Source organism: Pseudonocardia sp. ICBG162 (genome assembly GCF_020496225.1).
Lineage (GTDB): Bacteria > Actinomycetota > Actinomycetes > Mycobacteriales > Pseudonocardiaceae > Pseudonocardia > Pseudonocardia alni.
On record NZ_JAHLJD010000031.1, the window covers coordinates 1,497,714 to 1,524,393 of the forward strand.

Here is a 26,680-nt window from a genome sequence, read left to right on the forward strand (position 1 = left end):
GGGGCGCCTCAGCCGGTGGAGCGGGCGGGGTCCGCGCCGCAGGCGGTGATCCGGTAGAGCGTGCTGCCGCCCCCGGAGAGGACGGGCTCGAACCCGGGTGCGCGGTCGATCTCGGACAGTCCGGGGTAGGTGTCGGCCCGCGGGTCCCACGGCCACCAGGTGACCGGGCCGTCGATGACGTAGCCGACGCCGGTGGCCCGCAGGGCGGGACAGACGACGGGGTCGCGGGCGACGTCGTGCAGCCGCATCCGGACCAGCTCCTGGTCGGGCGTCCAGGTCCCGGACAGGTGCGGGAACAGCACCTGGCGCCCGGTCAGCGGGTAGAGCAGCCCGTTGCCGGTCCACGGGTTCGCCGCGACGACGGCACCCGGTGCGGTCGCCCGGCCCGCCGCCTCCAGGAACTCCCGCTGGCCGGGCTGCAGCACCCGGCCGGTCTCGTAGCGGTAGGCGTCGGCGATCACGGCGGCGTGCACCCCGATGCGGAACCCGTCGGTGAGTAGGACCAGCGCCGCGGCGAGGACGGCGACGGCCGGGACGGCCAGCAGCCGTCGTCGCTCCGGGGTGGTCTCCGTCCGCCGCAGCGCGGTCACCGCCCGGACCGCCAGGCCGGCCGCGCCGAGCACGCCCAGCGTCGCCAGCGGCACCCCGGTGATCGGGACCATCGCGGCGAGCCGGTGCGAGTCGTTGTACCACGCCCCGGTCAGTGCGGTGACCAGGTCGCCCTCGCGGGCGACGGCGAGGGTGTAGAGCAGCGCCGAGGTCAGGTGCGCCGGCACCAGCCACGCGGTGCGCGCGTGCCGCAGCGCCAGGACGGCGCCGACCACGACCAGCACCGACACCACGACCAGCTCGGGCCGCTTGTTCATCCCGTTCCACAGCACGCCGGTCAGCGCCTCGCGCGCCCCCATCGAGGCCTGCCAGTCGAACGCCCGCACGCCGTCGAGGTAGGGCGACCACGCCAGCAGCCAGACGACGGCGGCGGCCGCGACCACCACGGGGGACAGGCCCAGCACGAGCAGGCTGACCGCGGCGTTGGGGTGCGCCAGCGCCAGCGCGGGGACGGCCGCGGCCCCGAGCAGCAGCGCCCGGAACCGGCCGACCACGCTGTCGCGGGTCAGCCCCAGCATGGTGACGACGGCGGCCAGCCCGGCGGGCACCAGCGCCAGCCCGAGCAGGTTGGGCCACAGGACGCCCCAGTTCAGCAGCAGCCACGGCATCGCGGTGAAGGCCGTCGCGAGCACCGGGGTGACGAGCAGCGCCCCGGCCCGGCGCCCGACGACCTGGCGGACGAGCAGCGTGCACGACAGCGGCCACACGACGGCCGCCGCGGCGAACGCGGCGAGGTTCGACGCGGCCGGGATCGACGTGCCGGTGCTCGCCACGACGAGCGAGACGACGTCGTGCCAGGCGGCGGGGTAGGCCGAGGGCCGCCCGGGGCTGTTCAGCTCACCCAGCGTCAGCGACGAGGCGTCGCCGGTCTGCAGGATCCGGGCGACCGCGCTGTAGTGGTAGATCGCATCGTAGGTCGGTGAGATCGCGTCGACGGGCCCGAACGCGAGCATCACGGTCAGCCAGCCGATCGCGACGGTGACGGCCGTCCCGATCGCCAGCGCGATCCCGCCGAGGGGGCCGTCGGGTCCCGCGCGCAGCAGGAACGGCGGACGGTCGCCGGGGTCCCCGCCGGGCTCGGCCCGGTCCCGGCGCACCCGCCGGACGGCGGCGGTCACCGCGGCGCAGACCAGCGCGAGCACGGCGGTGGCGCCCAGCACCGGCCACGGTCCCCACGGCACCCCGGCCCGGCCGGCCAGCACCGCGGTGGTCGCGATCAGCGCGACCGACACCAGCGGCCCGGAGCCCCAGCAGACCGCCCCGCGCAGTCCCGCGGCGCGGGCGACGAGTGCCCCGGGCAGTACGCACCACGCCGCGGTCACCAGTGCCACGGGGACGGCCTGGGCCCACGTCATCCCCGACTCCGCGCGTCGTCGATCGGCAGCCGCATCCGGCGCACCCTACGAGCGTCGTGCCGCAGACCGGCACGCACGGCCGACGTGTCACCGTCTGCGACCGGATCGTGACCCGCGCGGATCGCCGCTCAGCTCCCGGTGGAGCGGGCCGTCCCCACCTCGTCGGCGGATGCGGTCGCGGCGGGCTCGGTGGTGGCGGGCTCGGTGGTGGCGGGCCGGTGGCCGTTCGTCGTCGCCTGCTGCTCCAGCGCGGTCAGCCGCTGCTCCAGGTCGTTCTCCCGCCGGGTCAGCTCCGCGTCCCGGACGGCGATCTGACGGGCCAGGTTCGTCAGGTGCTGGCTGATCTCGCGGTCCCGCAGGTAGGTGTTCAGCATGCCGAACACGAACGAGACGACGAGCAGGTAGACCAGCAGGTCCGTGCCGCGGCCGATGCCCACCGCCCGGGCCAGATAGGTCAGGTCGTCGGGGCGCAGGACCGCGTAGATGTTCAGCACGATGAACGCGCCGAAGGCGATCCGCTTGCTCGCCCGCACGCCGACGCTCTGGCCGCTGCGCACGAAGTAGACGAGCGCGCCGACCGCGGCGGCCAGGAGCAGGATCTGCAGGATCACGGTGTTCGCCTCCTGGGTCATCGCTGCCGTACCGACAGGTCGAACAGGATGTTCACCCCGTTGAACAGCGACTGGCCCTTGGATCGTGAGTACTCGGTGTAGCGGATCGTGACCGGGACCTCGCGGATCCGCCACGACGACCGGGCCAGCGACGCGACGATCTCCGACGCGTGCGCCATCCCGTTCATGGTGATCCGCAGGTCCTCCGCGACCGCCCGGTTCATGGCCCGCAGCCCGTTGTGGGCGTCGGTGAGCTTGAGCTTGCGGCTGGCCGGGGACAGCGCCGCGACGGTGCGCAGCACCAGCCGCTTGAGCGGCGGGACCGGCTCGGTCGACTCCAGGAAGCGCGACCCGAGGACGACGTCGGCCTCGCCGCTGCGCAGGATCGCGGCCATCCGGACGGCGTCGGCGACGTCGTGCTGGCCGTCGGCGTCGAAGGTGACGATCCGCTCGGCGCCGTTCAGGAGCGCGTAGTCGATCCCGGTCTGCAGCGACGCGCCCTGCCCGAGGTTGATCGGATGCCGCACCAGGTGCGCCTCGGTGCCGGCGATGCGTTCGGCGGAGGAGTCCCGGCTGCCGTCGTCGACGCACACGACGTTCGGGAAGCTCGTGCGGATCTCCGCGACGACGTCGGCGATGACGGTGTCCTCGTTGTACACGGGGACCACCACCCAGGTGCCGGTGTCGGCGACCACGTCCCACTCCCTCGTCACTGACCGGCGGCCGTCCACAGCCGCACTGCAGAGGCTATCGGTCCGGGGACCCGGGCCGTGCGACGGTGGGTCACGATCGGGGCGAAGGTGATGTTCCGTACCGTTCGTCACATGGACCCGAGGACGCTGCTCGAGCTGATGCTGGCCGACCTGGACAGCGCGCCGGAGCTGTACCGGCCGACGGACTTCTGGAAGACCGGCCTGGAGAAGGTGGTCGCCGACCTGCGGGAACGCGGGTTCGCGGAGTTCCGCAGGCACCCCTCGGCGACGTTCTTCTACGCCCCGCAGTACGCGCCGGTGTCCCGCCCGGCGGCCGCCCTGTCGCGGGCCTTCGGTCTGGCGGGCGGCCCCGGGACGCTGCTGCGCGAGCGGATCGACCAGGTGCCCGTCGCCCGGGCCCACCACGCCACGGTGACCGCGCTCGACCCGGCCGACCGGTCGCCGTCGCTCGCCGGGTTCAGCGAGTCGGCCGCCGGCGCCCCGGCCGAGCAGCTGGTGTTCGACGGCCGCCGGTTCAGCCGGTCGTCGCTGAACTACCTGCGCGGGCTGGTCATGCTCAAGCGCGCCGTGCCTGACCTCGACGTCTCGACGGTCCTGGAGATCGGCGGCGGGTTCGGCACGCTCGGCGAGATCCTGCTGTCGGGCAACCCCGGGCTGCGCTACATCGACGTCGACATCCCGCCGGTCGCCGCCGTCGCCACGCACTACCTGCGCGAGGCGCTCGGGCCGGAGAAGGTCCTGGACTACGCCGCCACCCGCGAGCGCGAGAAGATCGTGATCGACGAGCTGGAGCAGCCGGCGACGGTGCTCTGCTCCTGGCAGCTGCCCCGGCTCACCGGGACCGTCGACCTGTTCGCCAACTTCATCTCCTTCCAGGAGATGGAGCCCGACGTCGTCGCGAACTACGCGAGCCTGGTCACCGACCTGGGCGCCCGCTGGCTGCTGCTGCGCAACTCCCCGACCGGCAAGCCGAACGTCCGCGAGCCCATGCTGCGCCACCGCTACCTGGAGATGTTCGACCGGTTCGAGCTCGTCGACTCCGCCGCCGGGCTCTACGGGCAGGACTCCGAGGGCACGGTGTCCGAGGTGATGGTGCTCGCGCGGCGCTCGTAGGGTGGCGCGCATGCGCACCCCGGACCCGATCGAGATCGGCGGCCACCGCGTGGGCCCCGGCGAGCGACCGTTCGTCATCGCGGAGGTCTCCGGCAACCACAACGGCTCGCTGGACCGGGCACTGGAGATCGTCGACGCGATCGCCGGCACCGGGGCGCAGGCGGTGAAGTTCCAGACCTACCGGGCCGACACGATCACCATCGACGCCGACGGCCCGGCCTTCCGGATCCGCGACGACCACGGCCTGTGGGGCGGGCGGAACCTCTACCAGCTCTACGAGCAGGCGCACACGCCCTGGGAGTGGCACGAGCCGCTGTTCGCCCGGGCCCGTGAGCACGGGCTCGTGCCGTTCTCCTCGCCGTTCGACCCGACGGCGATCGAGCTGCTGGAGTCCCTCGACGCGCCGGCGTACAAGGTGGCCTCGGCGGAGCTGGTCGACCTGCCGCTGATCCGGGCGATGGCCGCGACCGGCAAGCCGATGGTGATCTCCACCGGGATGGCGACGCTGGCCGAGATCGACGCCGCCGTCGCCGCCGCCCGGGAGGGCGGTGCGACGCAGATCGTGCTGCTGGCCTGCACCGCCTCCTACCCGGCGGACCCGGTCGACGCGAACCTGCAGACGATCCCCGCGCTGCGCGAGGCGTTCGGCGTCCCGATCGGGCTGTCCGACCACACCCCGGGCATCGGGGTGCCGGTCGCCGCGGTCGCGCTCGGCGCGGTCGCGATCGAGAAGCACGTGACGCTGCAGCGCGCCGACGGCGGCGTCGACTCCGACTTCTCCCTGGAGCCCGCCGAGCTGGCGTCGCTGGTCACCGAGACCGACGTGGCGCGACGCGCGATGGGCCCGGCCCGGTTCGGCCCGCGCGAGTCCGAGCGCGACACCCTCGCGCTGCGCCGCTCGCTGTGGGTGGTCGCCGACGTCGCCGCGGGGGAGCAGGTGACCGCGGACAACGTGCGGTCGATCCGCCCGGCGGGCGGTCTGCACACCGACACGATCGGCACCGTCCTGGGCCGGACCTTCACCCGCGACGTCGCCCGCGGCACCCCGCTGACCTGGGACCTCATCTGAGACGGCGGGCGGTCCACCCGCCCGCCGCCCCCGCACTCAGTGCAGCGTCCCCAGTGCGGCCTTGCTGAACGGCACCAGCTCGAACTCGCGGCCCTCGAGCACCTTCCGCGCCCACTCCGGGTCCGCCAGCAGCGCGCGGCCGACGGCGACGAGGTCGAACTCGTCGTCCTCCAGCCGGTCGAGGAGCTTCTCGACGCCGCTGACCCCGGCGTGCGCGTCGCCGCCGGCGAACATCTCCGGGGCGAAGACCTGGTCCAGGCCGACCGAGCCGACGGTGATCGTCGGCAGGCCGGTCACCTTGCGGGCCCAGCCGGCGATGTTGAGCTCGGCGTCCCACTCCGGGAACTCCGGCTCCCAGTAGCGGCGCCCGGACGCGTGGAACGCGGTGACCCCGGCGTCGGCCAGCGGGGTGAGGACGGTGCCCAGCTCGTCGGGGGTGTGGGCCAGCTTCGCGTCGTAGTTGCCGCCCTTCCACTGGGAGAACCGGAACACGACGGGGAAGTCCGGCGAGACCTGCTCGCGCACCGCGGCGACGATCTCGGCGGCGAACCGGGCCCGCTCGGCCGGGCCGCCCGCGTAGCCGTCGGTGCGGCGGTTGGTGCGCTCCCACAGGAACTCGTCGATCAGGTAGCCGTGCGCGCCGTGCAGCTCGACGCCGTCGAAGCCGATCCGCTCGGCCTGCCGTGCCGCCTCGGCGAACGCGCCGATGATCCGGTCCAGCCCGGCCGCGGTCAGCGCCTCGCCCGCGCCCTCGGTGCCGTCCAGCGCGACGCCGGACGGGCCGACCGACGGGGCCTCCGGGAAGGGCGCCTTGCCGGCCTCGCGGGTGATCCCGACGTGCCAGAGCTGCGGCATGATCCGGCCGCCCGCCCCGTGCACGGCGGCGACGACCTCCGCCCAGCCCGCCAGCGACGCCTCGCCGTGGAAGAACGGCACGGTCGGCACGTCGCCCGCGGACGGGTCGTCGATGTAGGTGCCCTCGGTGATGATCAGGCCGGTGCCGGCGGCGGCGCGCCGGCCGTAGTAGGCCGCGACGTCGGCGCCGGGGACGCCGCCGGGTGAGAACGCCCGGGTCATCGGGGCCATGACGATCCGGTTGGGCAGCTGCGCGGAGCCGAGGGCGTAGGGACGGCCGAGAAGCCGTGCGGCACGTGTGGACACGGGTCACTCCTGGGGTGAGGCCGTCCAGGCACGTCGGTGGGTCCGGGCGGAGGCGTCAAATGGTTCTGATCAAAGATACATATGGCCCCGCGAACTGCAACAGTGACCACCACCTTTTCGGCCGCGACGGGTACGCTGGCGGCCCGGGACGGGAGGTGAGGTCGTGCTGGACATCCGGTTCTCCAGTGCCCTGCAGGCGATGCTGTACCTCGCCGCCGCGGCCGAGGGCGACAGTCCGACGGTCAGCTCCGGACGTCTCGCCGAGGCCCTCGGGACGAACGCCAGCGTCGTGCGCAAGCTGCTGGTGCCGCTCGGCGTGCACGGTCTCGTCGAGTCCAGCAGGGGGCGCAGCGGGGGCGCCCGGCTCGCCCGGCCGGCTGCGGAAATCACCCTGGCCGAGGTCTACCGCTGCGCGGTGGGCGAGAAGCCGCTCTGGGCGTGCCGCCCGGAGGGCGAGCACGTCTGCCCGGTGACGACGAACGCCGCGGAGTACTTCGCCCGGCTGACCGCCGAGGTGGAGGGGGCGGTGCTGCAGTCGCTGGGGTACCGGACCCTCGCCGATGCGCTGCGCGAGATGCGGGGCCTGGACCGTGCGGCGACCTAGCCGTCGAGGAACTCCCTGACCAGGGCGTTCACCTCGTCCGGGGACTCCCGGTTGGACCAGTGGCCACGGCCGGGCAGCACCACGAACCGGGCGCCCGGGACGGCCGCGGCCGCCGCGCGCGTCGTCGCGACGGGGACGCCCGCGTCCCGGTCGCCCTGCACGAACAGGGCGGGGCAGCGGATCTCCGCGAGCCGGGGACGCAGGTCGACCCGCATCCTGCGGAACCCGATCGAGTCGTTCTGCCAGTCGGAGCTGCCCGCGTTCCCGGCCCGGGCCTCGGCCAGGATCTGATCGACGATCCCGTCGAGGTCGGCCACGCGGCCGGCGTCGCCGAAGAGCGCGCGCCGGGTGAACGCGGTGACCGCCGCCCGGCTCCGGAACGCCAGGTTCGGCAGGGTCCGCGAGAGCAGCGGCACCCGCGCGGTCAGCCACAGCAGCTGGTGCAGCCCCGGCGGGAAGCTCAGCGTCCCGGCCGGTGCGAGCGCCACGACGCGCTCCACCCGCTCCGGGTGCTCGATCGCCGTGGCCAGCGCGAGGGCGCCGCCCTGGGAGAGCCCGACGACCGCGGCCCGCTCGACGCCGAGGTCGTCCAGCACGTCGACGACCGTCCGGAGCAGCACGTCGTGGCCGGCCCGGCCCCGCCACGGGCGGCTGCGCCCCTGCTTCGGCCAGTCGGGGGCGATGACGCGGTGGTCGCGGGCGAGGTCGGGGATCAGGTGGTGCCAGCTGAGCAGCGCGTTGTCGAGGCCGGCGCCGGAGAGCAGCAGTACCGGGGGGCCGGTGTCGCCCGCGAGGTGGACGTGCAGGTCGCCCTCGGGGCGGGGGATCACGTGGTCGCGCAGGGCCGTCATCGGTGCCTCCCGTTCCGGTGTGCCTCCCAGCGGTCCCAGAGGGCCGGGAGCTCGGCCTCCAGGAAGGCGTAGAGCTCGTGGACCCGCAGGAGCCGCTCCCGCCGCTCCGCGGGGGCGTCGGCGAGCACGTCGAGTCCGTGTTCCAGTACCTGCCGGAACGCCGTCGCGCGGCCGTAGCGGGCGGCGAGCATCCGGCTCCAGCCGTCCGGGGTGATCCGGAACAGCTCCACCCGCGAGTCGCGGGTGCGTACCCGCTCGACGAGCCCACCGGGGGTGAGCATCCGTGTCGCCGTGCTGATCGAGCTGCGGCTGACTCCGAGGGCCTCGGCCAGCCGGGCGGCGCTCTGCTCCGGTGGGTCGCTGACGAGGAGCCAGCCGATCACCCGGCCGGTGATGAGGGGCAGGCCCTCCCGCTCGAACGCCGCGGCGATCTCGTCGACGAGGTCCAGTTCCCGTTCGGTGGAGCCCACGGACCCGACCTTACAGTCTTTGCAGCACTTACTGCACAGAGTCGTCGTCGCCCCACCCGCGCGCGGCCAGTGCCTCCCCGAGCGCGTCCGCGTGCCGCAGTGTCCGCACCAGGAACGGCACGGCGAACGCCGTCGGGGACCGGTCCGCCCCGCGCGCCTTCGCCGCGGCCCGGACCTGCCCGGCGATGCCGGACAGCGTCCCGATCGACTGCACCGTCAGTCCGACGAGGAGACCGAGGCGCTCGGGTGCGAGACCGAACCGGCGCAGCGGGCCGAGCCCCCGCTCCACCGCGCTGACCAGGTCGTCCACCCGGGTGGTGAGGGTGAACAGGGTCGCCGCGCCCATCGCGGCGACCAGCCGGAGCACGATCACCAGCGTCCGTTCCGGCCCGAGCAGCCACCACTGGACCGCCCCGAGCAGCACGGCCAGCAGCACCAGCGTGCGCAGCACCGGCCGGACCCGGTGCCACGGGATCCGGGCGACCAGGTAGCCGGCGGCGACGGCCAGGCACAGCCCGCCGAGCACCCGCGGGTCCTCGGTGAGCACCGCCCCGACCGCGAGGGCCAGCACCACGAACAGCGACGGCCCGGCCGGCGCCCGGTGCAGCAGGCTGTCACCGGGCGCGTAGAGCCCCAGCGGGGTCACGAGCCGCAGAGCCTGCGGTAGTACGCGACGGCCGGACCGGGCTCGTCGTCGGCGACGACCCGCCCGCCGTCGAGGACGACGACGCGGTCGAAGCTCCTCAGCAGGTCCAGGTCGTGCGTGGCGAGCAGGACCTGCTGGCGCAGCCCGGCGAGCCGGTCGGCGAAGGCGTGCTTGTTGCGCAGGTCGAGCAGGGTGGTCGGCTCGTCGCAGACCAGCACGTCCGGGTCGAGCACGAGCACCGCGGCCAGCGCGAGCAGCTGCTTCTGCCCGCCGGAGAGCTGGTGCGCGGGGTGCTCGACGTGGTCGCCCAGCCCGAACCCGGCGAGGGTCTCCGCGGCGAGCCGGGCGCGCTCGGCCCGGTCGCGCACGGTCCGGCGCAGCGAGAACGCGACGTCCTCACCGGCGGTCGGCATGACGATCTGGGAGTCCGGGTCGCTGAAGACGAACCCGACCCGGCGGCGGACGGCGGCACCGTCGCGGGCGGGGTCGCGGCCGTCGACGCGGACGCTGCCCGAGCTCGGTGCGACGAGCCCGTTCACGGTCCGGGCCAGCGTGGACTTGCCGGAGCCGTTCGCCCCGACCAGCGCGACCCGGGGCTCGGCGAGGGTGAGGGTGACGCCGTCGAGGACGGTGCGCTCGCCGTAGCGGTGCCCGACCCCCTCGAACTCGATCACCGGACCACCCGCCAGCTCGTCGCGACGCCGAGGCCGCCGCCGGAGGACAGCGCCGCGATCCCGGTCTCGCCGTGGCCCTGCACGACGAGCCGGTGGAACAGCCGCACGACCAGCACCGCGCCGGAGGCGCCCCAGGGGTGGCCGAGCGCGATCGCGCCGCCGTCCGGGCTCACCCGGTGCCCGTCGATCCCGGCCGCGTCGAGACAGGCCAGCGCCTGCCCGGCGAACGCCTCGGTGAACTCGACGGCGTCCGGGGCCGCCGGTCGGTCGCGGAGCGCGGCGAGCGCGGGGACGGCGCCGAGCCCGAGGTCGGCCGGGGGGCAGCCGCGGGTGGCGGCCGAGACCAGCGCGAGGCCGGGGACGCCCAGCTCCCGGCGTCGCCACTCCGGCACCAGCGCGACGGCGGCGGCACCGTCGTTCACCCCGCAGGAGTTCGCGGCCGTGTGCACACCGCAGGGGGTGAACGCGGGCCGGAACCGGGCGAGCCGCTCGGGGGTGAAGCGGTCGCGGGGACGCTCGTCGGCGAGCACCGCACCGACCGGGACCAGCTCGTCGTCGAAGCGGCCGGAGCGCTGCGCGTCGACGGCGCGGGCGTGGCTGCGGGCGGCGAACGCGTCGAGCCGCGCGCGGGACAGGCCCGCCCGGGCGGCGACGTCGTCGGCGGCGGGCCCCATGTCCGGGTCGGGGTCGCCGGCCGGGGCGAACGGCGCGCGGGTGTAGACGGTGCCGTCGGCCCAGGTCCGCGTGGGCGCGGTCGACGGCGACTCGGCGCCCCCGGCGAGGTAGCCGGCGCCGTCCCCGGCGCGGATGCCCGCGGCGGCGGTGAGGATCGCGGCCAGCCCGCTCGCGCACTGCCGGTCCACGGTCATGCCGGGCACGTCGTCGCCGAGCCCGGCGGCGAGCGCCGCGACCCGGGCCGGGTTGCCGCCGGGGCCGAAGACGTTGCCGAGCAGCACGTCGTCGACCGGGGCGCCGAGGGTCCCGGCCAGCGCGGCGAGGACGGGCGCGGCGAGCGCGTCGACGGTCACCGCGCGCAGCGCGCCGCCCGCGGTGCCGATCGGGGTGCGCCGCGCGGCGACGACGACCGGGGTGTCGTCGCCGGGGCCGGTCACTCTGGGCCCCCGAGCGGGACCGCGTCGAGGGTCCCGTCGCGCAGTGCGGCGTCGACGGCGGCGCGGGCGGGCTTGCCCGAGCCCAGCCGCGGCAACGCCCGGGTGACCAGCCAGCGGCGCGGCCGCTTCGCCGGGGACAGCCCGGCCCGCGCCGCGGCGCGCAGCGCCCGCCGGTCCGGGACACCGTCGCGGGCCTCGACGACCGCCGTGACCACCATCCCCAGCGACGCGTGCGGGGTCCCGGCGACGACGACGTCACCGACGCCCGCGACGCCGCGCAGTACCTGCTCGACCTCCTCGGCGGCGACCAGCGTGCCGCCGGAGGAGATGGTGGTGGCGGCGCGGCCGAGGACGGTCAGACCGCCGTCGTCGGTGAGCTCGGCGCGGTCCCCGACGGTCGTCGGACCGGGACCGGACGGGACGAGCCCGCCGCGGGTGAACCGGCCGCGCACCGACTGCGGGCTGTCCACCCACAGCACGTCGTCGCGCACGGTGAGGTGCACGCCCTCGACGGGGCGCAGCGGGCCGGCGTCGCGGCGGGTGGCGATCAGCGAGTGCTCGGCCGAGCCGTAGTACTCGAGCAGCGTGGTGCCGGGCAGCAGCCGCGCGACCCGCTCCCGCATCCCGGGCGCGACGTGCGCGCCACCGCACACCACGACCCGTGGTGCGGGGCCGCCCGGGCGGCGCTCGCGCTCGTCGAGCAGGGCGGTGAGCTGGGCGGGGACGAGGTGGACCGAGCCGCCGTCGGGCAGGTCGGTCGGGTCGAGCCGGCCGCGGGTGACCAGGCCCAGGCCGTGGTGCAGCGCGTGCAGCGCCCCGAACAGGTACAGCGTCGAGGACGGCGGCCCCGGCACGAGGACCGGTCCGGGCAGCGCACCGAGGATGTCGAACCCGATCCGCCAGGAGCGCCGGTCGCGGGCCAGCACGGTGGGGACGCCGGTGCTGCCCGAGGTCGTCGGGAGCAGGAACAGCCCGGGTGTCCGCGCTCCGCCGTCGGCGGTCGCGGTCCGGCCGTCGGTGCCGACGACGTGGTGCGGCGCGGCGTCGGCGAGCACCGCGTCGCGTTCGCGGCCGGTCCAGCCGGCGTCGGCCGGCAGCGACGCCGCGCCCAGCCGGTCCGCGGCGAGCAGATAGGGCAGCACCGCCCAGCGGGCCCGGGTGGGGGTGTCGAGCACGACGCGTTCCCCGGCCCGCACCCCGAGCCGGGCGAGCCGCTCCCCGGCCGCGGCGACGGCGTCGGCGAGCCCGCGCGGGAGCCAGGGAGCGGGGACGACGGGCGCGGCCGCGTCGTCGGCGGTCTCGCGTTCCGCCCCGCTCACCGGACCCGGGGCTCGGACGACGCGGAGCGGACCGGCAGCAGGTCCGGCAGGGCCCGGTGCACCAGCGACGCGATCAGCGCGGCCAGCACGATCTTGATCAGGTCACCGGGCACGAAGACCAGGGACTGCACGATCCCGCCGGTGACGTCGCCGATGTAGACGCCCAGCCACGGCATGCCGACCACGTAGTCGGCGAGCAGCCCGGCCAGGCAGGCGAGCAGCAGCACGGGCAGCGACCGCGACCGGAAGCGCTGCACGACCAGGCCCGCGACCAGCGCGGACAGCAGCCAGCCGACGAGGAAGCCGCCGCTGGGGCCGAAGAACGCGGCGCCGTTGCGGCCACCGGACAGCAGCGGCAGCCCGACCGCGGTGAGCACCAGCAGCAGCGCGACCGAGGCCGTGCCGAGCCGCCACCCGAGGATCACACCGGCCAGGATCGGGCCGACGTTCTGCAGGACGATCGGGACCCCGGCGACGCCGGCGAAGCCGGGGAACAGCCCGAGGACGGCGATGAACGCGGCGAACACGACCACGCGGGCGAGGTCGGCCGCGGGGAGCGCGGGACGGGATCCGGACACGCGCGAAGGGTAGGCCACCGGTACCGGCCCCAGGCAGGTGTTGCGCGCGGCATCACCCCGGGCCGGGTGACGGCCGGGCGGCACCGGTCGGCACCGGGTCACAGCGAGAGCTTGTTCCGGATCCGCTGCCCGCGGCTGAGCCGGGAACTCCGCTCCCGCTCCTGCAGCGAGGTCGCGTAGACCTGCTTCGCCCGGTCGATGTGGTGTCCCAGCACGGTGACGAGACCGGTGACATCACGGCCGGCCACCAGCTCGACCACGGTGTGGTGCTCGCGCATCGACTCGTCGAAGGCGCCCGCGGTCCGGACCGACAGGTGCACCCGGATCGCCGAGATCTGTGCGTAGATCAGGTCGTAGGCGCTGCGCAGGTAGCGGTTGCCGCAGCAGTCCAGGAACGCCAGGTGGAACTGTGCATCGAGCTGGTTGTAGCGCAGGAAGTCGGCGGCGTCGAGCGCCTCGCGCATCGGGGCCAGCAGCTCGTCCAGAGTGGACCGCAGCCGCTCGGGATCGGTCTCGAGGGCGAGCTCGATCGCCGCGCACTCCAGTCGCAGGCGGCACTCGCACAGCTCGTGGAGCTGCTCGACGCTCGGCCGGAAGATGTAGGTCCCCGACTTCGGCACGATCTCGACGAGCCCCTGGGTGCGCAGCGTCTTGAGTGCCTCGCGGACCGGGGTCCGGGAGACCCCGAACGCGGACGAGACGAGGTCCTCGGACAGGGCCTCACCCAGCTCGAAGGCCCCGTCCATGATCGCGGTCCGGAGCCGGGCGGCGACGTCGGCGGCCAGCGATCCGGAACCGTCGGGGCGTCGCGCTGGCATCGCTGGTGTCCCTTGCTCGACCGCGGTGACCGCGGTGCCGGATCTCGGCCCCATCATCGCATCACTACTTGCATCCTAGTTTCCTCCTATCTAGGGTCTCAGTCGCCCGGCGGGATGATCCCGTCGTCCGTGTCGCCGTCGAGCAGCACCGGGCCCGGGTGCACGACGACGATCCGCCCGCCGACGATGGCGTGGCTGTAGGAACGGATGGGGCATGGACGCCGCAACCTTCAGTCCCGAGGACAACCGCCGGGCCCGCCGGGCCGCCTTCGGCAGCTTCGCCGGGGCGGTGATCGACTGGTACGACTTCATCCTGTACGGCCTGGTCGCCGCCCTCGTCTTCAACTCCCAGTTCTTCCCCGGGATCAGCCCGGTGGCCGGCACCCTGGCCGCGTTCGCGACCTTCGGGGTGGGCTTCCTCTTCCGCCCGCTCGGCGGCGTGGTCTTCGGGCACTTCGGTGACCGGATCGGCCGGAAGCAGATGCTGGTCCTGACCATGATCCTGATGGGCTCGGCCACCACGCTGATCGGTCTGCTGCCGACCTACGACTCGATCGGCTGGTGGGCTCCCTTCCTGCTCGTCGTCCTGCGGGCCGTGCAGGGCTTCGCGGTCGGTGGCGAGTGGGGCGGCGCGGCCCTCATGGCCGTGGAGAACGCCCCGCCGAAGCGGCGGGCGCTCTACAGCAGCGGTGTGCAGGTCGGCTACTCCGTCGGCCTGATCATCGCCACCGGCCTGATCCTGCTCATGCGTGCGGTCACCACCGACGAGCAGTTCCTGGCGTGGGGCTGGCGGGTGCCGTTCGTGGCCAGCGTCCTGCTCGTCCTGGTCGGGCTCGTCGTCCGGGCCCGGGTCCAGGACTCCGAGGAGGTCGCCGAGCGGGTGGAGCAGGCCGAGCGGGTCGCGGGCGGCCGCCGGGTCCCGCTGCTGGAGGCGCTGCGCAGCCACCCCGGCGCCTTCGGCCGGATCTTCGGGCTCCGCCTGGTCGAGCTGGTCTCCGGCTACATCGTGATCACGTTCGCGGTCAGCTACGCCTCCGACGAGCACGGGTTCTCGAAGGACTTCATGCTCAACGTCGGTCTGCTGGTCGGCTCCCTGGGGATCGTGTCGATCCCCACGTTCGCCTGGCTGTCGGACCGGTTCGGCCGTCGCCGCATCTACCTGACCGGATCGGTCGTCGGCGTGCTCGCGGCGGTGCCGTTCTTCCTGGCGATCGAGAGCGGTTCGCAGATCGCCGTCGCGCTGCTCGCGGTCATCCTGTTCAACATCGCGCACGACATGGCGGTGAGCGTGCAGCAGCCGCTGTTCACCGAGATGTTCGGTGCGGAGTTCCGCTACAGCGGCGCCGGGGTCGGCTACCAGGTCGCCAGCGCGATCGCCGGTGGGTTCACCCCCTTCATCGCCGCGGCGCTGGTCGTCGCGACCGGGGGCTCCTGGTACCTGGTCGCCGCCTACCTCCTCCTCAGCTGCCTCGTCTCGGCGGTCCTGGCCTGGCGCATCGAGCGCCCCGCGGCCGCGACGACGCCCACCGCCGCCACGGCGGCCTGACCCACCCGAAACGGAGAGAGATCATGCTTCCCAGCCCCGCCGCCGCGCTACGCCGGCTGCTCGCCGGGCCGGACATCGTGCTCGCCCCCGGCGCGGCGGACTCGGTGACCGCCCGCCTGGTGCAGGCCGCCGACTTCCCCGCCGTCTACATGACCGGCTTCGGCGCGACCGCCAGCCGCCTGGGCACCCCCGACATCGGCCTGCTCGGCCAGACCGAGATGACCGAGCACGCCCGCAACATGACCCGGGCGGTCGGGATCCCGGTGGTGGCCGACGCCGACACCGGCTACGGCGGTCCGTCGAACATCGAGCGCACCGTCCACGAGCACCTGCAGGCCGGGGTGGCGGCCATCCACCTGGAGGACCAGGTCGCGCCGAAGCGGTGCGGCCAGATGGCCGGTGTCCGGCTGATCGACGCGGAGGAGAACGCGGCGCGGCTGCGCTGCGCCGTCCGGGCCCGCGGCGAGCACGACCTGGTGATCATCGGCCGTACCGACGCGCTGCAGTCCGCCGGTGTCGACGAGGCGCTGCAGCGGGCCGCCCGCTACGCCGACGCCGGGGTCGACCTCGTCTTCGTCGACGGGGTGAAGACCGTCGCGGAGGTCGAGAAGATCGCCGCCGGGGTCCCCGGGCCGAAGGTCGTCTCGCTCGTCGACGGGACCGACGCCGCCCGGCTCACGGCGTCGGACCTGCAGGAGCTGGGCTTCGACCTGGCGCTCTTCGCGGTGACCACGCTGTTCGCCGCCACCCGCGCCGCCGCGGACGCGCTCGCGGGCATCGCCGCCACCGGATCGCTCGCCGGCGGTCCGGCCCGTCACACCTACGACGAGTTCACCCGCGTCGTCGACCTCGCCCACCACCAGGACCTCGACCACTCCTTCGGAGCGTGACCGCTGTGCCCACCGTCGTCGTCACCGACTACGAGTTCCCCGACCTCGAGCTGGAACGGACCCTCGTGGAGGATGCCGGGCTGCGGTTCGTCGCCGCCCGTACCCGCACCCCGGACGAGATCGTGGCCGCCTGCGCCGGTGCGGACGGCATCATCAACCAGTACGCCCAGCTCACCGCCGACGTGATCGCCCGGCTGCCCCGGACCCGGGTCATCTCCCGCTACGGGATCGGGCTGAACACGATCGACGTCGACGCGGCGACACAGGCCGGCATCCTGGTCACGAACGTGCCCGACGGCTCGCTCGACGACGTCTCCGACCACGCCGCGGCGATGATCCTCGGACTCGCCCGCGGGCTGGGCCGCCAGGACCGGTCGATGCGGGCGGGTGGCTGGGACTACGCGGCCTCCGGACCGCTCTACCGGCTGCGGGACCGCGTGCTCGGCCTGGTCGGGTTCGGCCGGATCCCGCAGCGGCTGGCTGTCAAGATGCAGGCATTCGGGATGCGTGTGCTGGCCACCGACCCGCACGCGGACGCGTCCGCCGCCGCGGCCGCCGGGGTCGAGCTCGTGGAACCCGGGGAGCTCTACCGCCGGGCGGACGTGGTGTCCGTGCACGCCCCCCTCACCCCGGAGACCAGCGGCATGGTGGACGCCGCGGCGTTCGCGGCGATGAAGCCGACCACCTACCTGGTCAACACCGCGCGGGGCCCGGTCGTCGACGAGGCCGCCCTGGTGGAGGCACTGCGCACCGGCCGGATCGCCGGCGCCGGGCTCGACGTCTTCGAGAGCGAGCCGCTCGCCGCCGACCACCCGCTGCGGGGGCTGGACTCGGTCCTGCTGAGCCCGCACTGCGCGTGGTACTCGGTCGACTCGGAGGCCGAGATCCGCACCAAGACCACGCAGAACGTCATCGACGTCCTCACCGGACGGCCACCGGCCTACCCGGTCAACCGACCGGAGACCCCGCGGGCCGCGACCGCGGGCGGCTGACCGGGCCGCGCGGGCTCACAGCGTGCGGTGGAGTGTCCGGAAGCCGTCGTCGTCGGGCGGAGTGGGATCGGCGTAGCCCGCCCGGGCGAACAGCCGTGCCGAGGCGTCGTTCCCGGTGTGCACGACGGCGGTCACCGCGGTCCCGGCGCCGGTCCGGGCCCGCAGGGCGTCCTCCCCGGCGCGCAGCAGCGGCCCGGCCAGCCCCGCGCCGCGGCGCTGCGGGGCGACGGTGATCGAGACCTCCCAGCCGCTGCCGTCGCGGTCCCAGCGGACGGTGCCGACCGGGCCGCGGACGTCGTCGACGACGAGGAGCAGCCGGTCGTCGCGCTCCAGCGAGCCGCTGAGCCAGCGGCGGTGGGCGGCGAGGCCGACCTCGTCGTGGCTGCGCGACCAGCGACGGGTGTCGGGGTCGTTGCGCCAGGCCAGGAGCAGCTCGGCGTCGTCGGTCCGGGCGCGGCGGGCGCGGAGCACCCCGGCGAGCACCCGCTCCTCGGCGGCGACGCGTGCCTCCCGGCCGGAGGAGGTGCCCACCGCGGTGGCCAGGGCGTCGACGACCCGGCCCGCGCCCTCGCCGTCGACGACGGTCGCGGCCCGCCCGGCGAGCGCGGCGCGGGCGTCCGGGCCGGTCAGCAGGGCGCGCAGCACGGCCGCGGCTCCGGCCGGGTCGGTGAGGTCCCCGGTCCCGCCCAGCCCGGCGGCGGCACCGGCGTCGACGACGGTCCGGTAGCCCTCGGTCTGGTTGTCCGCGGCCCGGACCAGCGCCATCGGGACGCCCACGCAGCACAGCTCCCACACCGTCGTCCCGGCCGCGCTGACGACGAGGTCGGCCTCGGCCATCGCGGCGGGCAGGTCGGACAGCGGCGGGACCGCGCGGAACGTGGCGGGCCCGCCGGCGGGCAGGTCGAGGGGGCGCCCGCCGGGGACGACGACGTCGACCGCGGCGGGGGCGTCCGCGGCGGCGAGGGCGGCGACCACCCGGGGCAGCAGCCCGGCGGCGTCGGTCCCGCCCATGACGACCAGCACGCGGGGCGGCCCGGTGCCGGGGCCGTCGGCGGTGCGCAGGGCCCGCCGGGTGCGGGCACGGCGGGCCGCCAGCCGCAGCGGGGCGTAGCCGGGGCCGCGGAGCAGGACGGGGGAGCCGTCGTCGGGGCGGGGGTGGTCCCCGGCGCCCATGTTGGGGTCGACCACGACGTCGCCGGGACGCCGGCCGGTCGCGAAGTCCTCCACCGTGGACAGCACGACCCCGGCGTCGTACAGGGCCGGACGCAGGTCGTCGCCGAGCAGGTAGTGGTCGACGTGCACGGCGTCGATCCGGTGCTCACGGGCCAGCGCGGCGAGCCCGCCCGCGGTGTCGGCCGGGGGCAGGACGGGTCCGGGCTCCCGGACCAGCCCGGACCACAGCCAGTCCAGCCCGTCGAGCCGTCCCGACCAGGACACCTCGTGCCCGGACAGCAGCGCGGCCTCGGCGACCGCGGCACACCGCACGGCATGCCCCACCCCCGTCGACGGCCCGGCGTCGCAACGCAGCAGCAGACGCACGGTCAGCCCTCGGTGAGGGACTTCTGGCGGACGTGCGCGTTGCGCTCCACCAGGTCGGGTCGCGACCGCAGCACCGCCACCACCGACGGCCAGTCGCTCCGGCCGCCCAGTGCCTCCACCAGGCCCTGCAGGGCGTGCAGGTCGTCGGCGGTGTCGAGGGTGACGCGCAGGTCGTCGGCCGCCGGGGCGACGACGAGCCCGAGGCAGCGGAACCGCTCCGGGTCGCCGTAGAGGCCCGACGTCACGTGGATCCGGTCGTGGCCGGTCGCGGTGCCGGCCAGCTCGCGCAGCGCGCCGGTGCGGGCCAGCTCGACGTCGAGGCCGCGGGGCAGGGTGCGCACCAGGGTGGTCGCGACGTAGTCGTGGCCGGGGGCGTCCCGCCAGGTCGCGGCGACCAGCGACACCAGCGCCGGGTCGAGCAGCGGGCAGTCCGCGGTCAGGCGCACCACGGCGTCGCAGGGGTGCTCGTCGACGGCCTGGACGAAGCGGGCCAGCACGTCGTCCTCGGAGCCGCGCACCACCGGGACGCCGATCGCCGCGGCGCGCTCGGCCACCGCGTCGTCGCCCGGGGCGGTCGAGGTCGCGACCACCACGCGGTCGACACCCTCGGCGGCGCGGGCGGCCGCGACCACCCGGTCGAGCACCGGTGTGCCGCCGAGGTCGGTGAGCACCTTGCCCGGGAGCCGCGTCGACCCCGTCCGCGCCTGGATGACCGCGTTGACCCGCACCCGTACCTGCTTCGATTCGTCCGATCGATCGCGTGCCATCATGCCGGGCGGAAGAAATTCCGCAGATCTGGAGGCGTGATGTCGGTACTCAAGGGCTCGTCGGTCCTGGTCACGGGCGGGACGGGGTCCTTCGGGAAGGCCTTCGTCCGCACCCTGCTCGACCGCTACGAGCCGCGCCGGCTGGTGATCCTGTCGCGCGACGAGCTCAAGCAGTACGAATGCCGGTCGCTGTTCGGCGACGACCCGCGGCTGCGCTGGTTCCTCGGTGACGTCCGGGACCAGCCGCGCCTGCGCCGCGCGATGCACGGCGTCGACTACGTCGTGCACGCCGCCGCGCTCAAGCAGGTGGACACCGCCGAGTACAACCCGTTCGAGTTCATCCGGACCAACGTCGAGGGCTCGCAGAACGTCGTCGAGGCCGCGATCGACGCCGGGGTGAAGAAGGTCGTCGCGCTGTCGACGGACAAGGCGTCGAGCCCGATCAACCTCTACGGCGCCACCAAGCTGTGCGCCGACCGGCTGTTCGTGAGCGCGAACCACTACGCCGCCGCCTACGAGACCCGGTTCGCCGTGGTCCGCTACGGCAACGTGCTCGGCAGCCGCGGCTCGGTGGTGCCGCTGTTCAAGAAGCTCGCCGCCGAGGGCCGGTCGCTGCCGATCACCGACAAGCGGATGACCCGGTTCTGGATCACCCTGCCGGACGCGGTGCAGTTCGTCATCGACTCCTTCGACGCGATGCAGGGCGGCGAGCTCTACGTGCCGCGGATCCCGTCGATGCGGATGACCGACCTCGCCGAGGCCATCGCCCCCGGCGCCGCGACCCACGAGATCGGGATCCGGCCGGGGGAGAAGCTGCACGAGGAGATGATCGCCGCCGACGACTCGCGGCGGACCCTCAAGCTGGCCGACCGCTACGTCGTCGAGCCCTACATCGCCGGCTGGGGCTACACCTCCCCGGCCGACGGCGAGCCGGTCCCGGACGGGCAGGCGTACCGGTCGGACACCAACGACCTGTGGCTCTCGCCCGAGCAGCTGCGCGCGATGGTCGAGGCGCTGGACTGATGCTCCCCTACGGCCGGCAGTCGATCTCGTCGTCCGACGTCGAGGCGGTCACGGCGGTCCTCGGGACCGACTGGTTGACCACCGGCCCGGCCGTGACCCGGTTCGAGGACGACCTCGCCGCGGTCTGCGGGAACCCGGCGGTGGCCGTGACCAGCGGGACCGCGGCGCTGCACGTCGCCTACGCCGCGGCCGGGGTCGGCCCCGGCCAGGACGTCGTGGTCACCCCGCTGACGTTCGTGGCGACGGCGAGCGCCGCGGCGCTGCTCGGCGCGAACGTCGTGTTCGCCGACGTCAGCCCCGACACCGGCAACCTCGACCCGGACGCGGCGAAGGCCGCGCTCACCCCGGACACCACCGTCGTGGCCGGGGTCGACTACGCGGGCCACCCGATCGACGCGGAACCGCTGCGGTCGCTGGCCCACGAGGCCGGGGCCCTGCTGCTGGAGGACGCCGCGCACTCCGTGGGTGGCATCTGGCACGGCCGCCCGGTCGGTGACCTGGCCGACCTGACGACGCTGAGCTTCTTCCCGACCAAGAACCTCACCACGGCCGAGGGCGGCGCGGTCGTGTCCCCGCGGGCGGATCTCGTCGCGGGCGCCCGGTCGTTCCGCAACCACGGCCTCGTCCGCGACAAGGCCGAGCAGCGCTTCCCCGACGAGGGGCCGTGGCACCAGGAGGTGCACGCGTTCGGGCTGAACTACCGGCTGCCCGACCTGCTCGCCGCGCTCGGGTCGTCGCAGCTCACGCGGCTGGCCGCGTTCACCGCGCGGCGCAGGGAGATCCACGCCCGCTACGACGCCGCGTTCGCCGACGTGCCCGAGGTCCGCACCCCGGTCCGCCGCGACGGCGCCGAGCCCGCCTGGCACCTCTACCCGCTGCGCGTACTCGACGGCCGCCGCCGCGCGCTGTTCGAGTACCTGCGCGAGCGGGGCATCGGGGTGCAGGTCAACTACATCCCCGCCTACTGGCACCCGGTGTTCGCCGACCTCGGCTACCGCCGCGGCCTGTGCCCGAACGCCGAGGAGTACTACTCCCGGCAGCTCTCGCTGCCGCTGTTCCCCGATCTCACCGACACCGACGTGGACCGGGTCGCCGCCCTGGTCCGGGAGTTCTTCGGGCACTCCGCGTGAGGGAGACGTGAGCGTGGACGCCAGCCGGGAGGTACTCGGGCGCGGCTCGCTCTACACCCTGGGCAGCGTCGCCCCGATCCTCGCGAACGTCGTCGTCACGCCGTTCGTCACCCGGCTGCTGGGCGACGCCGAGTACGGCGTCGTCGCCGTCGGGCTGATCCTGGTGCAGGTCGGCGCGATGGTCGTCGGGTTCGGCCTGGCGTCGTCGATCACCCGGCACGGGATCCTGGAGAGCTCCGGCGCCGACGGCGCGCGGGCGCTGGTGCTGCAGGGCAGCGCGCTGTCCCTGGCGGTGGTCGTCGTCGCGGTACTGGCCGGGCCGTGGTGGAGCGTCCCGGTGCTGTCGGTGCCGTGGCGGGTCGGGCTCGTCTACGCCGGGCTCGCCGCCGCCGGCTTCGTCGTGGTGCTCAACGCCCAGGCGTTCCTGCGGGTGCAGGACCGGCCGGTGCCGTTCGTGGTCATGTCCGGGGTGGCGACGCTCGGCGGCCCGCTCGCCGGGCTCGCCCTCGTCGCGTGGCGGGCCAGCGACGCCGACGACTACCTGTTCGGCCTGCTGCTCGGCTACCTCGCCGCCGCGGTGATCGGGCTGGTGCTGGCCCTGCGCGGTGGCCGTCCGCGCACCGCGCGGGGTGACTTCGGCCGGGCGCTTCGGATCGGGCTCCCCGCCGTCCCGCACCTGGTCGCGCTGCTGCTGGTGCAGAACGCGCTCGTGCTGATCGTGAACCGGTACTTCGGGGTCGCCGACGGCGGCCGCATGCAGATCGCGCTGCTGCTCGGCTCCGCCCCCGCCATGATCGTCTCGGCGCTGAACAACGCCTGGGCTCCGGTGATCTACCGGACGCCGCCCGAGGCCCGCGGCGCCGCCCTGGAGCGCACCGCCCGCGACGTCGGCGTCGTCACCGCCGCCCTGGCCGGTGGGGTCGCGCTGCTCGCGCCGTTCCTGCTGCGCATCCTCGCCCCGGCCTCGTTCGCCCCCGAACAGCTGGTGCCGGTCACCGCGGTCGCGACGCTCGGAGCCGTGGTCAGCGTCGTCTACCTGGCCAACGTGCACCTGGTCTTCGCGTCCGGGCGCAGCGGCGGGCTGGCCTTCGCGAGCCCGGTCAGCCTGGTGCTCGGGGTGGTCGCGGCGGTGCTGCTCGCCCGGACCGGGTCGCTGACCGCCGTCGCCGCCGGGTTCCCGCTGATCTACCTGGCCCTGGCGGCCGGGACGTCGCTGCTGCGCCGCCGGGTGTCGCCGACCCGCTGGCGGGAGGCGGTGCTGGCCGGGCCGCTGGCCGTGGGCGTCGTCGTGTGCGGGGCCGGTGTGCTGCTGCCGTCCGAGGGCGTGCTGTGGCTGTCGGTGCGGTTCGTGCTGGCCGCGCTGCTCGGGGTGGCGCTGCTGGTGCTGGTGCGCCGGATCTTCCGAGCGTCGTGACCGCCCCGGTCAGGCGTCGAGGGGCTCCTCGGTCGTGACCGGCGTGGGCAGACCGCGCGGCAGCGGCTTCGGCAGCGCGGCCAGCGGGTGGCGCAGCCACAGCAGCGGGTTCGAGCTGCCCGCCGACATCGCCTGGGTGCTGGCCTCGGAGCGCTTCGTCAGCCCGAGCACCATCGCGGCCTTCGCCAGCGGCGACGCCGCGTAGTACTGCAGGCCGGGCCCGACGCCCGGGGTGCGGCCCCAGCCGAGCGCGGTGCGCAGTGCGTCGGGGGCGAGCAGGTGCTCGGCGCCGAGCTCGCGGCGGGCGAGCGCGGTCGCGGCGGCGTCGGCCTCCGCGGCGCCCACCTCCGGCCGGGCGCCGTCGGTGGGGTCCACCGTGTGGAACTCCGGCCAGGTCGCGCGCAGCTCGTCCACCGCCGACGACGACTGGGCCCCGAACGTCAGCGGGTCCCCCCACACCGCGGCGGGGGTGCCGACGGCGGCCGCGTACAGCACGGCCGTCGACAGCCGGTTCGACGAGACCCGGCTCGCGTTCCCGACCAGGTGCATGATCCGCAGCAGGAAGTGCGGGTCGTCGCGCCGCCCGGCGGTGACCAGCGTGTGCCCGGCGTCGCGCCAGGCCGTGGTGATCTCCGGGTCGGTCATGTCCTCGTGGTGCAGGCACACCGTCGACGGGCCGTCGACCTTGGCGACCTGGCGGGCGAGATCGGCGTGCGCGCCGGTCACGCGGACGAGCCGGGTGCCGTGGAACGGGACGAAGACCGGCCCGAGCCGGTCCGACGGCGTCCAGCCCTGCGAGCGCAGCAGCGCCTCCAGGTAGAGCACCGGCGCCCCGACCGGGGTGGTCGCGCGGTCCTCGTCGGCGGGGGACCAGCCGCGGCAGCCGTGCGACCACACCAGCAGGCGTCGCTGCCGGGGGTCGGTGCCGACCTTCGGGAAGTCCGCGAAGTGCGCGGCGACGGGCGAGACCGCGGTCCAGCCGTGCTGCAGCAGACCGGCGATGTGCCGGGGCCGGGACAGTCCGGCGTAGGCGGCGAGGACGGCCGAGTGGCCGTAGTAGTGGTTCTGGATGTCCATCGCCGTGCTCCGGGTCGTCGCTGGTGAGGCCGGGTGATCCTAGCCAGGGGGCGGCTCGCTACCGTCGGGTGCGTGCCCGTCGACGTGATGCTCCCCTTCTACGGCGACCCGGAGCTCCTGCGCCGCGCGGTCCGCAGCGTGCAGGAGCAGCGCCGCACCGACTGGCGGCTCACCGTCGTCGACGACGGCTACCCCGACGACTCGATCGGCCCCTGGTTCGCGGGCCTGGGCGACGACCGGATCCGGTACCGCCGCAACCCCGAGCGGCTCGGCGCGCAGCCGAACAACCGGTACTGCATCGAGGCGGTCGAGCTGCCGTACTTCGTGATGATGGGCGCCGACGACCTGATGGAGCCCGACTACCTCGACACCGTCCTCGCGCTGCACGAGCGCTGGCCGGACGCCGCGGTGGTGCAGCCGGGCGTCGCCGTGATGGACGCCGACGACCGTCCGGTCCGCCCGCTCGCCGACCGGGTCAAGGCGCTGCTGGCGCCGTCCGGGTCGGGCCCGCGCCCGGTCGGCGGCGAGGACCTGCTGGTGAGCCTGCTGCGGGGGAACTGGCTGTACAACCCGTCGCTGTGCTGGCGGACCGACGCGCTCAAGCGCGTCGCGATGCCGGAGTCCGCGGACGTGTTCGACCTGGCGCTGCCGGTCGCGGTGATCGCCGACGGCGGCACGATGGTCGTCGACGACCACGTCTGCTTCCGCTACCGGCGGCACCGCTCCAGCGACTCGGGGTCGGGCGCCGTCGCCGGGAACCGGTTCGCCGAGGAGCGCCGCTACTTCGCGGCGGAGGCGGACCGGATGGACGCCCGGGGGCTGCCCCGGGCGGCCCGCGCCGCCCGGGCGCACGTGTCGTCGCGGCTCAACGCCGCCGTCCAGCTGCCCGGGGCGGTGCTGCGCCGTGACGCGGCCGCGCTGCGCGCCCTGGCCGGTCACGCCCTCGGCCTCAGCTGAGACCGAGGATCCGCTCCAGCCAGCGGGAGTAGCCGGGGTCGAGGCGGGCGTCGGTGACCGCGCGGCCCTCGGCGAGGCGCCGGTCCAGCGCCGCCCGGACCTGCGGGGCGACGTCCGGCTTCGCGAACACGAGCTGGAAGTACTCCGGGCGCATCTGCGCGACGCCGACGAGCTCGCGGCCCGCGAGGACCGGAGTCAGATCCGTCCGCCACGACGCGGCCGGCGGCCTGGGCGAGGAACTGGTGACCACCACCACGGACGGGTCGTCGGCCTGCAGGACCTCGGTCGGATCGGCGCCGTGCGCGATCCGTCCGTCGTTGAGGCCGATGTAATCGGTGGCGGTCCACCCGGAGAAGTACGGGATGGCTCCGGCATCGGACACCGCGACGGTCCGTCGGTCTGCCGGCAGGTCGGTGTCGGCCAGGGCGAGACCGACGGCGATGTGTGCGCGCCGGAGGTCGTTCCCGTAGTTGACCATGCTGGGGCCGTCCGGCGCGAGGAAGCCTGCAACCGTCGTCCAGCCGACGGCGACCACCGCCGCCCCGGCCGCGACCCGGCGCAGGTCGACCGTGTCCAGCGCCCACGCCGCGGCCAGGCACACCAGCGGGAACCCGTGCCAGGCGAACCGGGACAGGTAGTCCATCGCCGGTGCGGACAGCGCCGGGATGATCCACAGCGCGGTGCAGCTCGCCAGCACCAGCGCGGCCGGGCCCGCGGTGCGCGACCGGAACAACGCGGCGACGGCGAACGCGAGCAACGGCAGCAGGGTCGCGGCTGTCAGCTCGATCCACCGGCCGTCTGTCGTGGCCTCCACCCCGACCTTCACGTAGAAGGTGTTCGGCAGCGGATGGCCGTAGTAGGCCCATCGCGCGGCCACGTAACCGGCGCCCAGTGCGCCGCCCATCGCGGTCCACAGCCAGGTCGACCTCCGGGAACGGCGCAGCCACAGCCACACCAGCAGTGCGGGGCCGACGCCGAGGACTCCGTCGGGGCGGAGGGTTCCCGCGAGCAGCAGCAGCGCCGGCATCTCCCAGGAACGGAACATGACGTCCGGGTCGCGCAGCAGCCGCGCGGCGAGGACGACGGCCCGCAGCACGACCAGCGCGAAGGGTGCGGTCTCCAGCCCGGCATCGACGTGGACCCAGGTCGGGAGGAACAGCACGAAGCTCCCCGCGGCCACCACGGCGCCGCTGCGGGTGCGAGGCTCGGTGACGAGCACCCACACGATCGCCGCCGCACAGGCGGCCGCGGTCAGCTTCGACACCACCGGCAGCGGTACACCGAGCCACACCCACGGCGCGTGCCACACCATCCACGCGAAGTTGGTGAAGCCCTCCACCGGAGTCCGCCCCGGATTCCAGACCGGCCCGAACCCGTGCGCGAGGTTCGCGCTGTACCGGTAGGTGATGTAGGCGTCGTCGACGGTCACCGACCAGCACGCCCACACCCCGACGGCCAGGGACGCGAGGGCAGCGGCCAGGAGGATCCTGCGGTCCGGGGAGAGCCGGCCCGTGTCCTGGCCGCGGTCCGCAGCCTGTCGGCGCGCGCGCAGCATGGCCGCCAGTGTTCCGCGAACCGCGTCGGGCCGTGGACCGAATCGGTCACAGTCACGCGCGGACGTGGGTCGTGGCCCGCACCGATG

Annotated in this window: 27 protein-coding genes; 10 read left to right on the top strand and 17 right to left on the bottom strand. The window is 74.9% G+C overall.

Features of this window, described 5'->3' with window-relative positions; all coding sequences use genetic code 11:
* Nucleotides 1–8 precede the first annotated feature (8 nt).
* The 3 genes from KPL60_RS32025 to KPL60_RS32035 form a co-directional block, all read right to left on the bottom strand.
* A complete protein-coding gene (locus tag KPL60_RS32025; protein ID WP_226368100.1) occupies nucleotides 9–1,964 on the bottom strand; it encodes a DUF6541 family protein in 1,956 nt (651 codons plus the stop codon).
* A gap of 128 nt (nucleotides 1,965–2,092) precedes the next feature.
* On the bottom strand, nucleotides 2,093–2,596 hold the full coding sequence (locus KPL60_RS32030; RefSeq protein WP_226368101.1) for a DUF2304 domain-containing protein: 504 nt from the start codon (nucleotides 2,594–2,596) through the stop codon (nucleotides 2,093–2,095).
* The gene (locus tag KPL60_RS32035) at nucleotides 2,593–3,270 is read right to left on the bottom strand and encodes a glycosyltransferase family 2 protein (RefSeq protein WP_226354543.1); all 678 of its coding nucleotides are present in this window, start codon (nucleotides 3,268–3,270) and stop codon (nucleotides 2,593–2,595) included. Before KPL60_RS32035 ends, KPL60_RS32030 begins: the two co-directional genes overlap by 4 nt.
* 129 nt (nucleotides 3,271–3,399) lie before the next feature.
* On the opposite strand from KPL60_RS32035, the gene KPL60_RS32040 reads away from it, so the two are divergent.
* Both KPL60_RS32040 and pseI read left to right on the top strand, forming a co-directional pair.
* The gene (locus KPL60_RS32040; RefSeq protein ID WP_226368102.1) at nucleotides 3,400–4,401 is read left to right on the top strand and encodes a putative sugar O-methyltransferase; all 1,002 of its coding nucleotides are present in this window, start codon (nucleotides 3,400–3,402) and stop codon (nucleotides 4,399–4,401) included.
* Between the two features lie 10 nt (nucleotides 4,402–4,411).
* Complete coding sequence (pseI, locus tag KPL60_RS32045) at nucleotides 4,412–5,470, top strand: pseudaminic acid synthase (protein WP_062403997.1); 1,059 nt, start codon at nucleotides 4,412–4,414, stop codon at nucleotides 5,468–5,470.
* A 36-nt stretch (nucleotides 5,471–5,506) separates the two neighbouring features.
* On the opposite strand, the gene KPL60_RS32050 is transcribed toward pseI, so the two are convergent.
* The gene (locus KPL60_RS32050) at nucleotides 5,507–6,631 is read right to left on the bottom strand and encodes an NADH:flavin oxidoreductase (RefSeq protein WP_226368103.1); all 1,125 of its coding nucleotides are present in this window, start codon (nucleotides 6,629–6,631) and stop codon (nucleotides 5,507–5,509) included.
* A gap of 163 nt (nucleotides 6,632–6,794) precedes the next feature.
* Here KPL60_RS32050 and KPL60_RS32055 point away from each other — a divergent pair, with 163 nt between their 5' ends.
* Nucleotides 6,795–7,235, top strand: coding sequence for an Rrf2 family transcriptional regulator (locus KPL60_RS32055; RefSeq protein WP_226354549.1), 441 nt, complete (start codon nucleotides 6,795–6,797; stop codon nucleotides 7,233–7,235).
* Here KPL60_RS32055 and KPL60_RS32060 read toward each other — a convergent pair.
* From KPL60_RS32060 to KPL60_RS34180, 9 genes are all read right to left on the bottom strand, one after another.
* Nucleotides 7,232–8,086: an alpha/beta fold hydrolase gene (locus KPL60_RS32060; protein ID WP_226368104.1), complete on the bottom strand. Its 855-nt coding sequence runs from the start codon at nucleotides 8,084–8,086 to the stop codon at nucleotides 7,232–7,234. The genes KPL60_RS32055 and KPL60_RS32060 overlap by 4 nt on opposite strands.
* Entirely contained in the window at nucleotides 8,083–8,556 is a 474-nt protein-coding gene (locus KPL60_RS32065; RefSeq protein WP_226368105.1) for a GbsR/MarR family transcriptional regulator, read from the bottom strand. Before KPL60_RS32065 ends, KPL60_RS32060 begins: the two co-directional genes overlap by 4 nt.
* A 28-nt stretch (nucleotides 8,557–8,584) precedes the next feature.
* Entirely contained in the window at nucleotides 8,585–9,202 is a 618-nt protein-coding gene (locus KPL60_RS32070) for an energy-coupling factor transporter transmembrane protein EcfT (protein ID WP_226368106.1), read from the bottom strand.
* On the bottom strand, nucleotides 9,199–9,876 hold the full coding sequence (locus KPL60_RS32075) for an energy-coupling factor ABC transporter ATP-binding protein (protein WP_226368107.1): 678 nt from the start codon (nucleotides 9,874–9,876) through the stop codon (nucleotides 9,199–9,201). Before KPL60_RS32075 ends, KPL60_RS32070 begins: the two co-directional genes overlap by 4 nt.
* Complete coding sequence (locus KPL60_RS32080; RefSeq protein ID WP_226368108.1) at nucleotides 9,873–10,988, bottom strand: thiolase family protein; 1,116 nt, start codon at nucleotides 10,986–10,988, stop codon at nucleotides 9,873–9,875. The genes KPL60_RS32075 and KPL60_RS32080 overlap by 4 nt, the downstream gene beginning before the upstream one ends.
* Nucleotides 10,985–12,307, bottom strand: coding sequence for a class I adenylate-forming enzyme family protein (locus KPL60_RS35000; RefSeq protein ID WP_226368109.1), 1,323 nt, complete (start codon nucleotides 12,305–12,307; stop codon nucleotides 10,985–10,987). Before KPL60_RS35000 ends, KPL60_RS32080 begins: the two co-directional genes overlap by 4 nt.
* Nucleotides 12,304–12,885, bottom strand: coding sequence for a biotin transporter BioY (locus tag KPL60_RS32090; RefSeq protein ID WP_226354556.1), 582 nt, complete (start codon nucleotides 12,883–12,885; stop codon nucleotides 12,304–12,306). The genes KPL60_RS35000 and KPL60_RS32090 overlap by 4 nt, the downstream gene beginning before the upstream one ends.
* A 98-nt stretch (nucleotides 12,886–12,983) precedes the next feature.
* Nucleotides 12,984–13,703 carry a GntR family transcriptional regulator gene (locus tag KPL60_RS32095; RefSeq protein WP_226354557.1) on the bottom strand — a complete coding sequence of 240 codons (720 nt, stop codon included), beginning with the start codon at nucleotides 13,701–13,703 and terminating at the stop codon, nucleotides 12,984–12,986.
* Nucleotides 13,704–13,801: 98 nt separating this feature from the next.
* A complete protein-coding gene (locus KPL60_RS34180) occupies nucleotides 13,802–13,930 on the bottom strand; it encodes a hypothetical protein (protein ID WP_255625202.1) in 129 nt (42 codons plus the stop codon).
* Here KPL60_RS34180 and shiA point away from each other — a divergent pair.
* Genes shiA through KPL60_RS32110 form a run of 3 tightly spaced genes read left to right on the top strand, consistent with a single transcriptional unit; the run spans nucleotide 13,918 to nucleotide 17,131 of the window.
* Nucleotides 13,918–15,249 carry a shikimate transporter gene (gene shiA / locus KPL60_RS32100; RefSeq protein ID WP_226368110.1) on the top strand — a complete coding sequence of 444 codons (1,332 nt, stop codon included), beginning with the start codon at nucleotides 13,918–13,920 and terminating at the stop codon, nucleotides 15,247–15,249. The two genes, KPL60_RS34180 and shiA, sit on opposite strands and share 13 nt — an antisense overlap.
* A 23-nt stretch (nucleotides 15,250–15,272) precedes the next feature.
* The gene (locus KPL60_RS32105) at nucleotides 15,273–16,139 is read left to right on the top strand and encodes an oxaloacetate decarboxylase (RefSeq protein ID WP_226368111.1); all 867 of its coding nucleotides are present in this window, start codon (nucleotides 15,273–15,275) and stop codon (nucleotides 16,137–16,139) included.
* The gene (locus KPL60_RS32110) at nucleotides 16,136–17,131 is read left to right on the top strand and encodes a C-terminal binding protein (RefSeq protein ID WP_226368112.1); all 996 of its coding nucleotides are present in this window, start codon (nucleotides 16,136–16,138) and stop codon (nucleotides 17,129–17,131) included. The genes KPL60_RS32105 and KPL60_RS32110 overlap by 4 nt, the downstream gene beginning before the upstream one ends.
* Before the next feature lie 15 nt (nucleotides 17,132–17,146).
* On the opposite strand, the gene KPL60_RS32115 is transcribed toward KPL60_RS32110, so the two are convergent.
* The gene (locus KPL60_RS32115; RefSeq protein ID WP_226354561.1) at nucleotides 17,147–18,670 is read right to left on the bottom strand and encodes a bifunctional UDP-2,4-diacetamido-2,4,6-trideoxy-beta-L-altropyranose hydrolase/GNAT family N-acetyltransferase; all 1,524 of its coding nucleotides are present in this window, start codon (nucleotides 18,668–18,670) and stop codon (nucleotides 17,147–17,149) included.
* A gap of 2 nt (nucleotides 18,671–18,672) precedes the next feature.
* Nucleotides 18,673–19,398 (bottom strand): cytidylyltransferase domain-containing protein, encoded by a 726-nt coding sequence (locus KPL60_RS32120; RefSeq protein WP_226368113.1) that lies wholly within the window; start codon nucleotides 19,396–19,398, stop codon nucleotides 18,673–18,675.
* A gap of 78 nt (nucleotides 19,399–19,476) precedes the next feature.
* On the opposite strand from KPL60_RS32120, the gene pseB reads away from it, so the two are divergent.
* Genes pseB through KPL60_RS32135 form a run of 3 tightly spaced genes read left to right on the top strand, consistent with a single transcriptional unit; the run spans nucleotide 19,477 to nucleotide 23,004 of the window.
* Nucleotides 19,477–20,460 carry a UDP-N-acetylglucosamine 4,6-dehydratase (inverting) gene (gene pseB / locus KPL60_RS32125; RefSeq protein WP_226368114.1) on the top strand — a complete coding sequence of 328 codons (984 nt, stop codon included), beginning with the start codon at nucleotides 19,477–19,479 and terminating at the stop codon, nucleotides 20,458–20,460.
* Nucleotides 20,460–21,590, top strand: a complete 1,131-nt coding sequence (locus KPL60_RS32130) for a DegT/DnrJ/EryC1/StrS aminotransferase family protein (RefSeq protein WP_226368115.1) — start codon at nucleotides 20,460–20,462, stop codon at nucleotides 21,588–21,590. The genes pseB and KPL60_RS32130 overlap by 1 nt, the downstream gene beginning before the upstream one ends.
* A gap of 13 nt (nucleotides 21,591–21,603) precedes the next feature.
* On the top strand, nucleotides 21,604–23,004 hold the full coding sequence (locus KPL60_RS32135) for a lipopolysaccharide biosynthesis protein (RefSeq protein ID WP_226368116.1): 1,401 nt from the start codon (nucleotides 21,604–21,606) through the stop codon (nucleotides 23,002–23,004).
* A 9-nt stretch (nucleotides 23,005–23,013) separates the two neighbouring features.
* Here KPL60_RS32135 and KPL60_RS32140 read toward each other — a convergent pair whose 3' ends face one another.
* Nucleotides 23,014–24,081 carry a hypothetical protein gene (locus KPL60_RS32140; RefSeq protein ID WP_226368117.1) on the bottom strand — a complete coding sequence of 356 codons (1,068 nt, stop codon included), beginning with the start codon at nucleotides 24,079–24,081 and terminating at the stop codon, nucleotides 23,014–23,016.
* Nucleotides 24,082–24,153: 72 nt separating this feature from the next.
* Between KPL60_RS32140 and KPL60_RS32145 the strand changes: the two genes are divergently transcribed.
* Complete coding sequence (locus KPL60_RS32145; RefSeq protein WP_226354567.1) at nucleotides 24,154–25,038, top strand: glycosyltransferase family 2 protein; 885 nt, start codon at nucleotides 24,154–24,156, stop codon at nucleotides 25,036–25,038.
* Here KPL60_RS32145 and KPL60_RS32150 read toward each other — a convergent pair.
* Nucleotides 25,031–26,593 (bottom strand): hypothetical protein, encoded by a 1,563-nt coding sequence (locus tag KPL60_RS32150; RefSeq protein WP_226368118.1) that lies wholly within the window; start codon nucleotides 26,591–26,593, stop codon nucleotides 25,031–25,033. The two genes, KPL60_RS32145 and KPL60_RS32150, sit on opposite strands and share 8 nt — an antisense overlap.
* Nucleotides 26,594–26,680 lie beyond the last annotated feature (87 nt).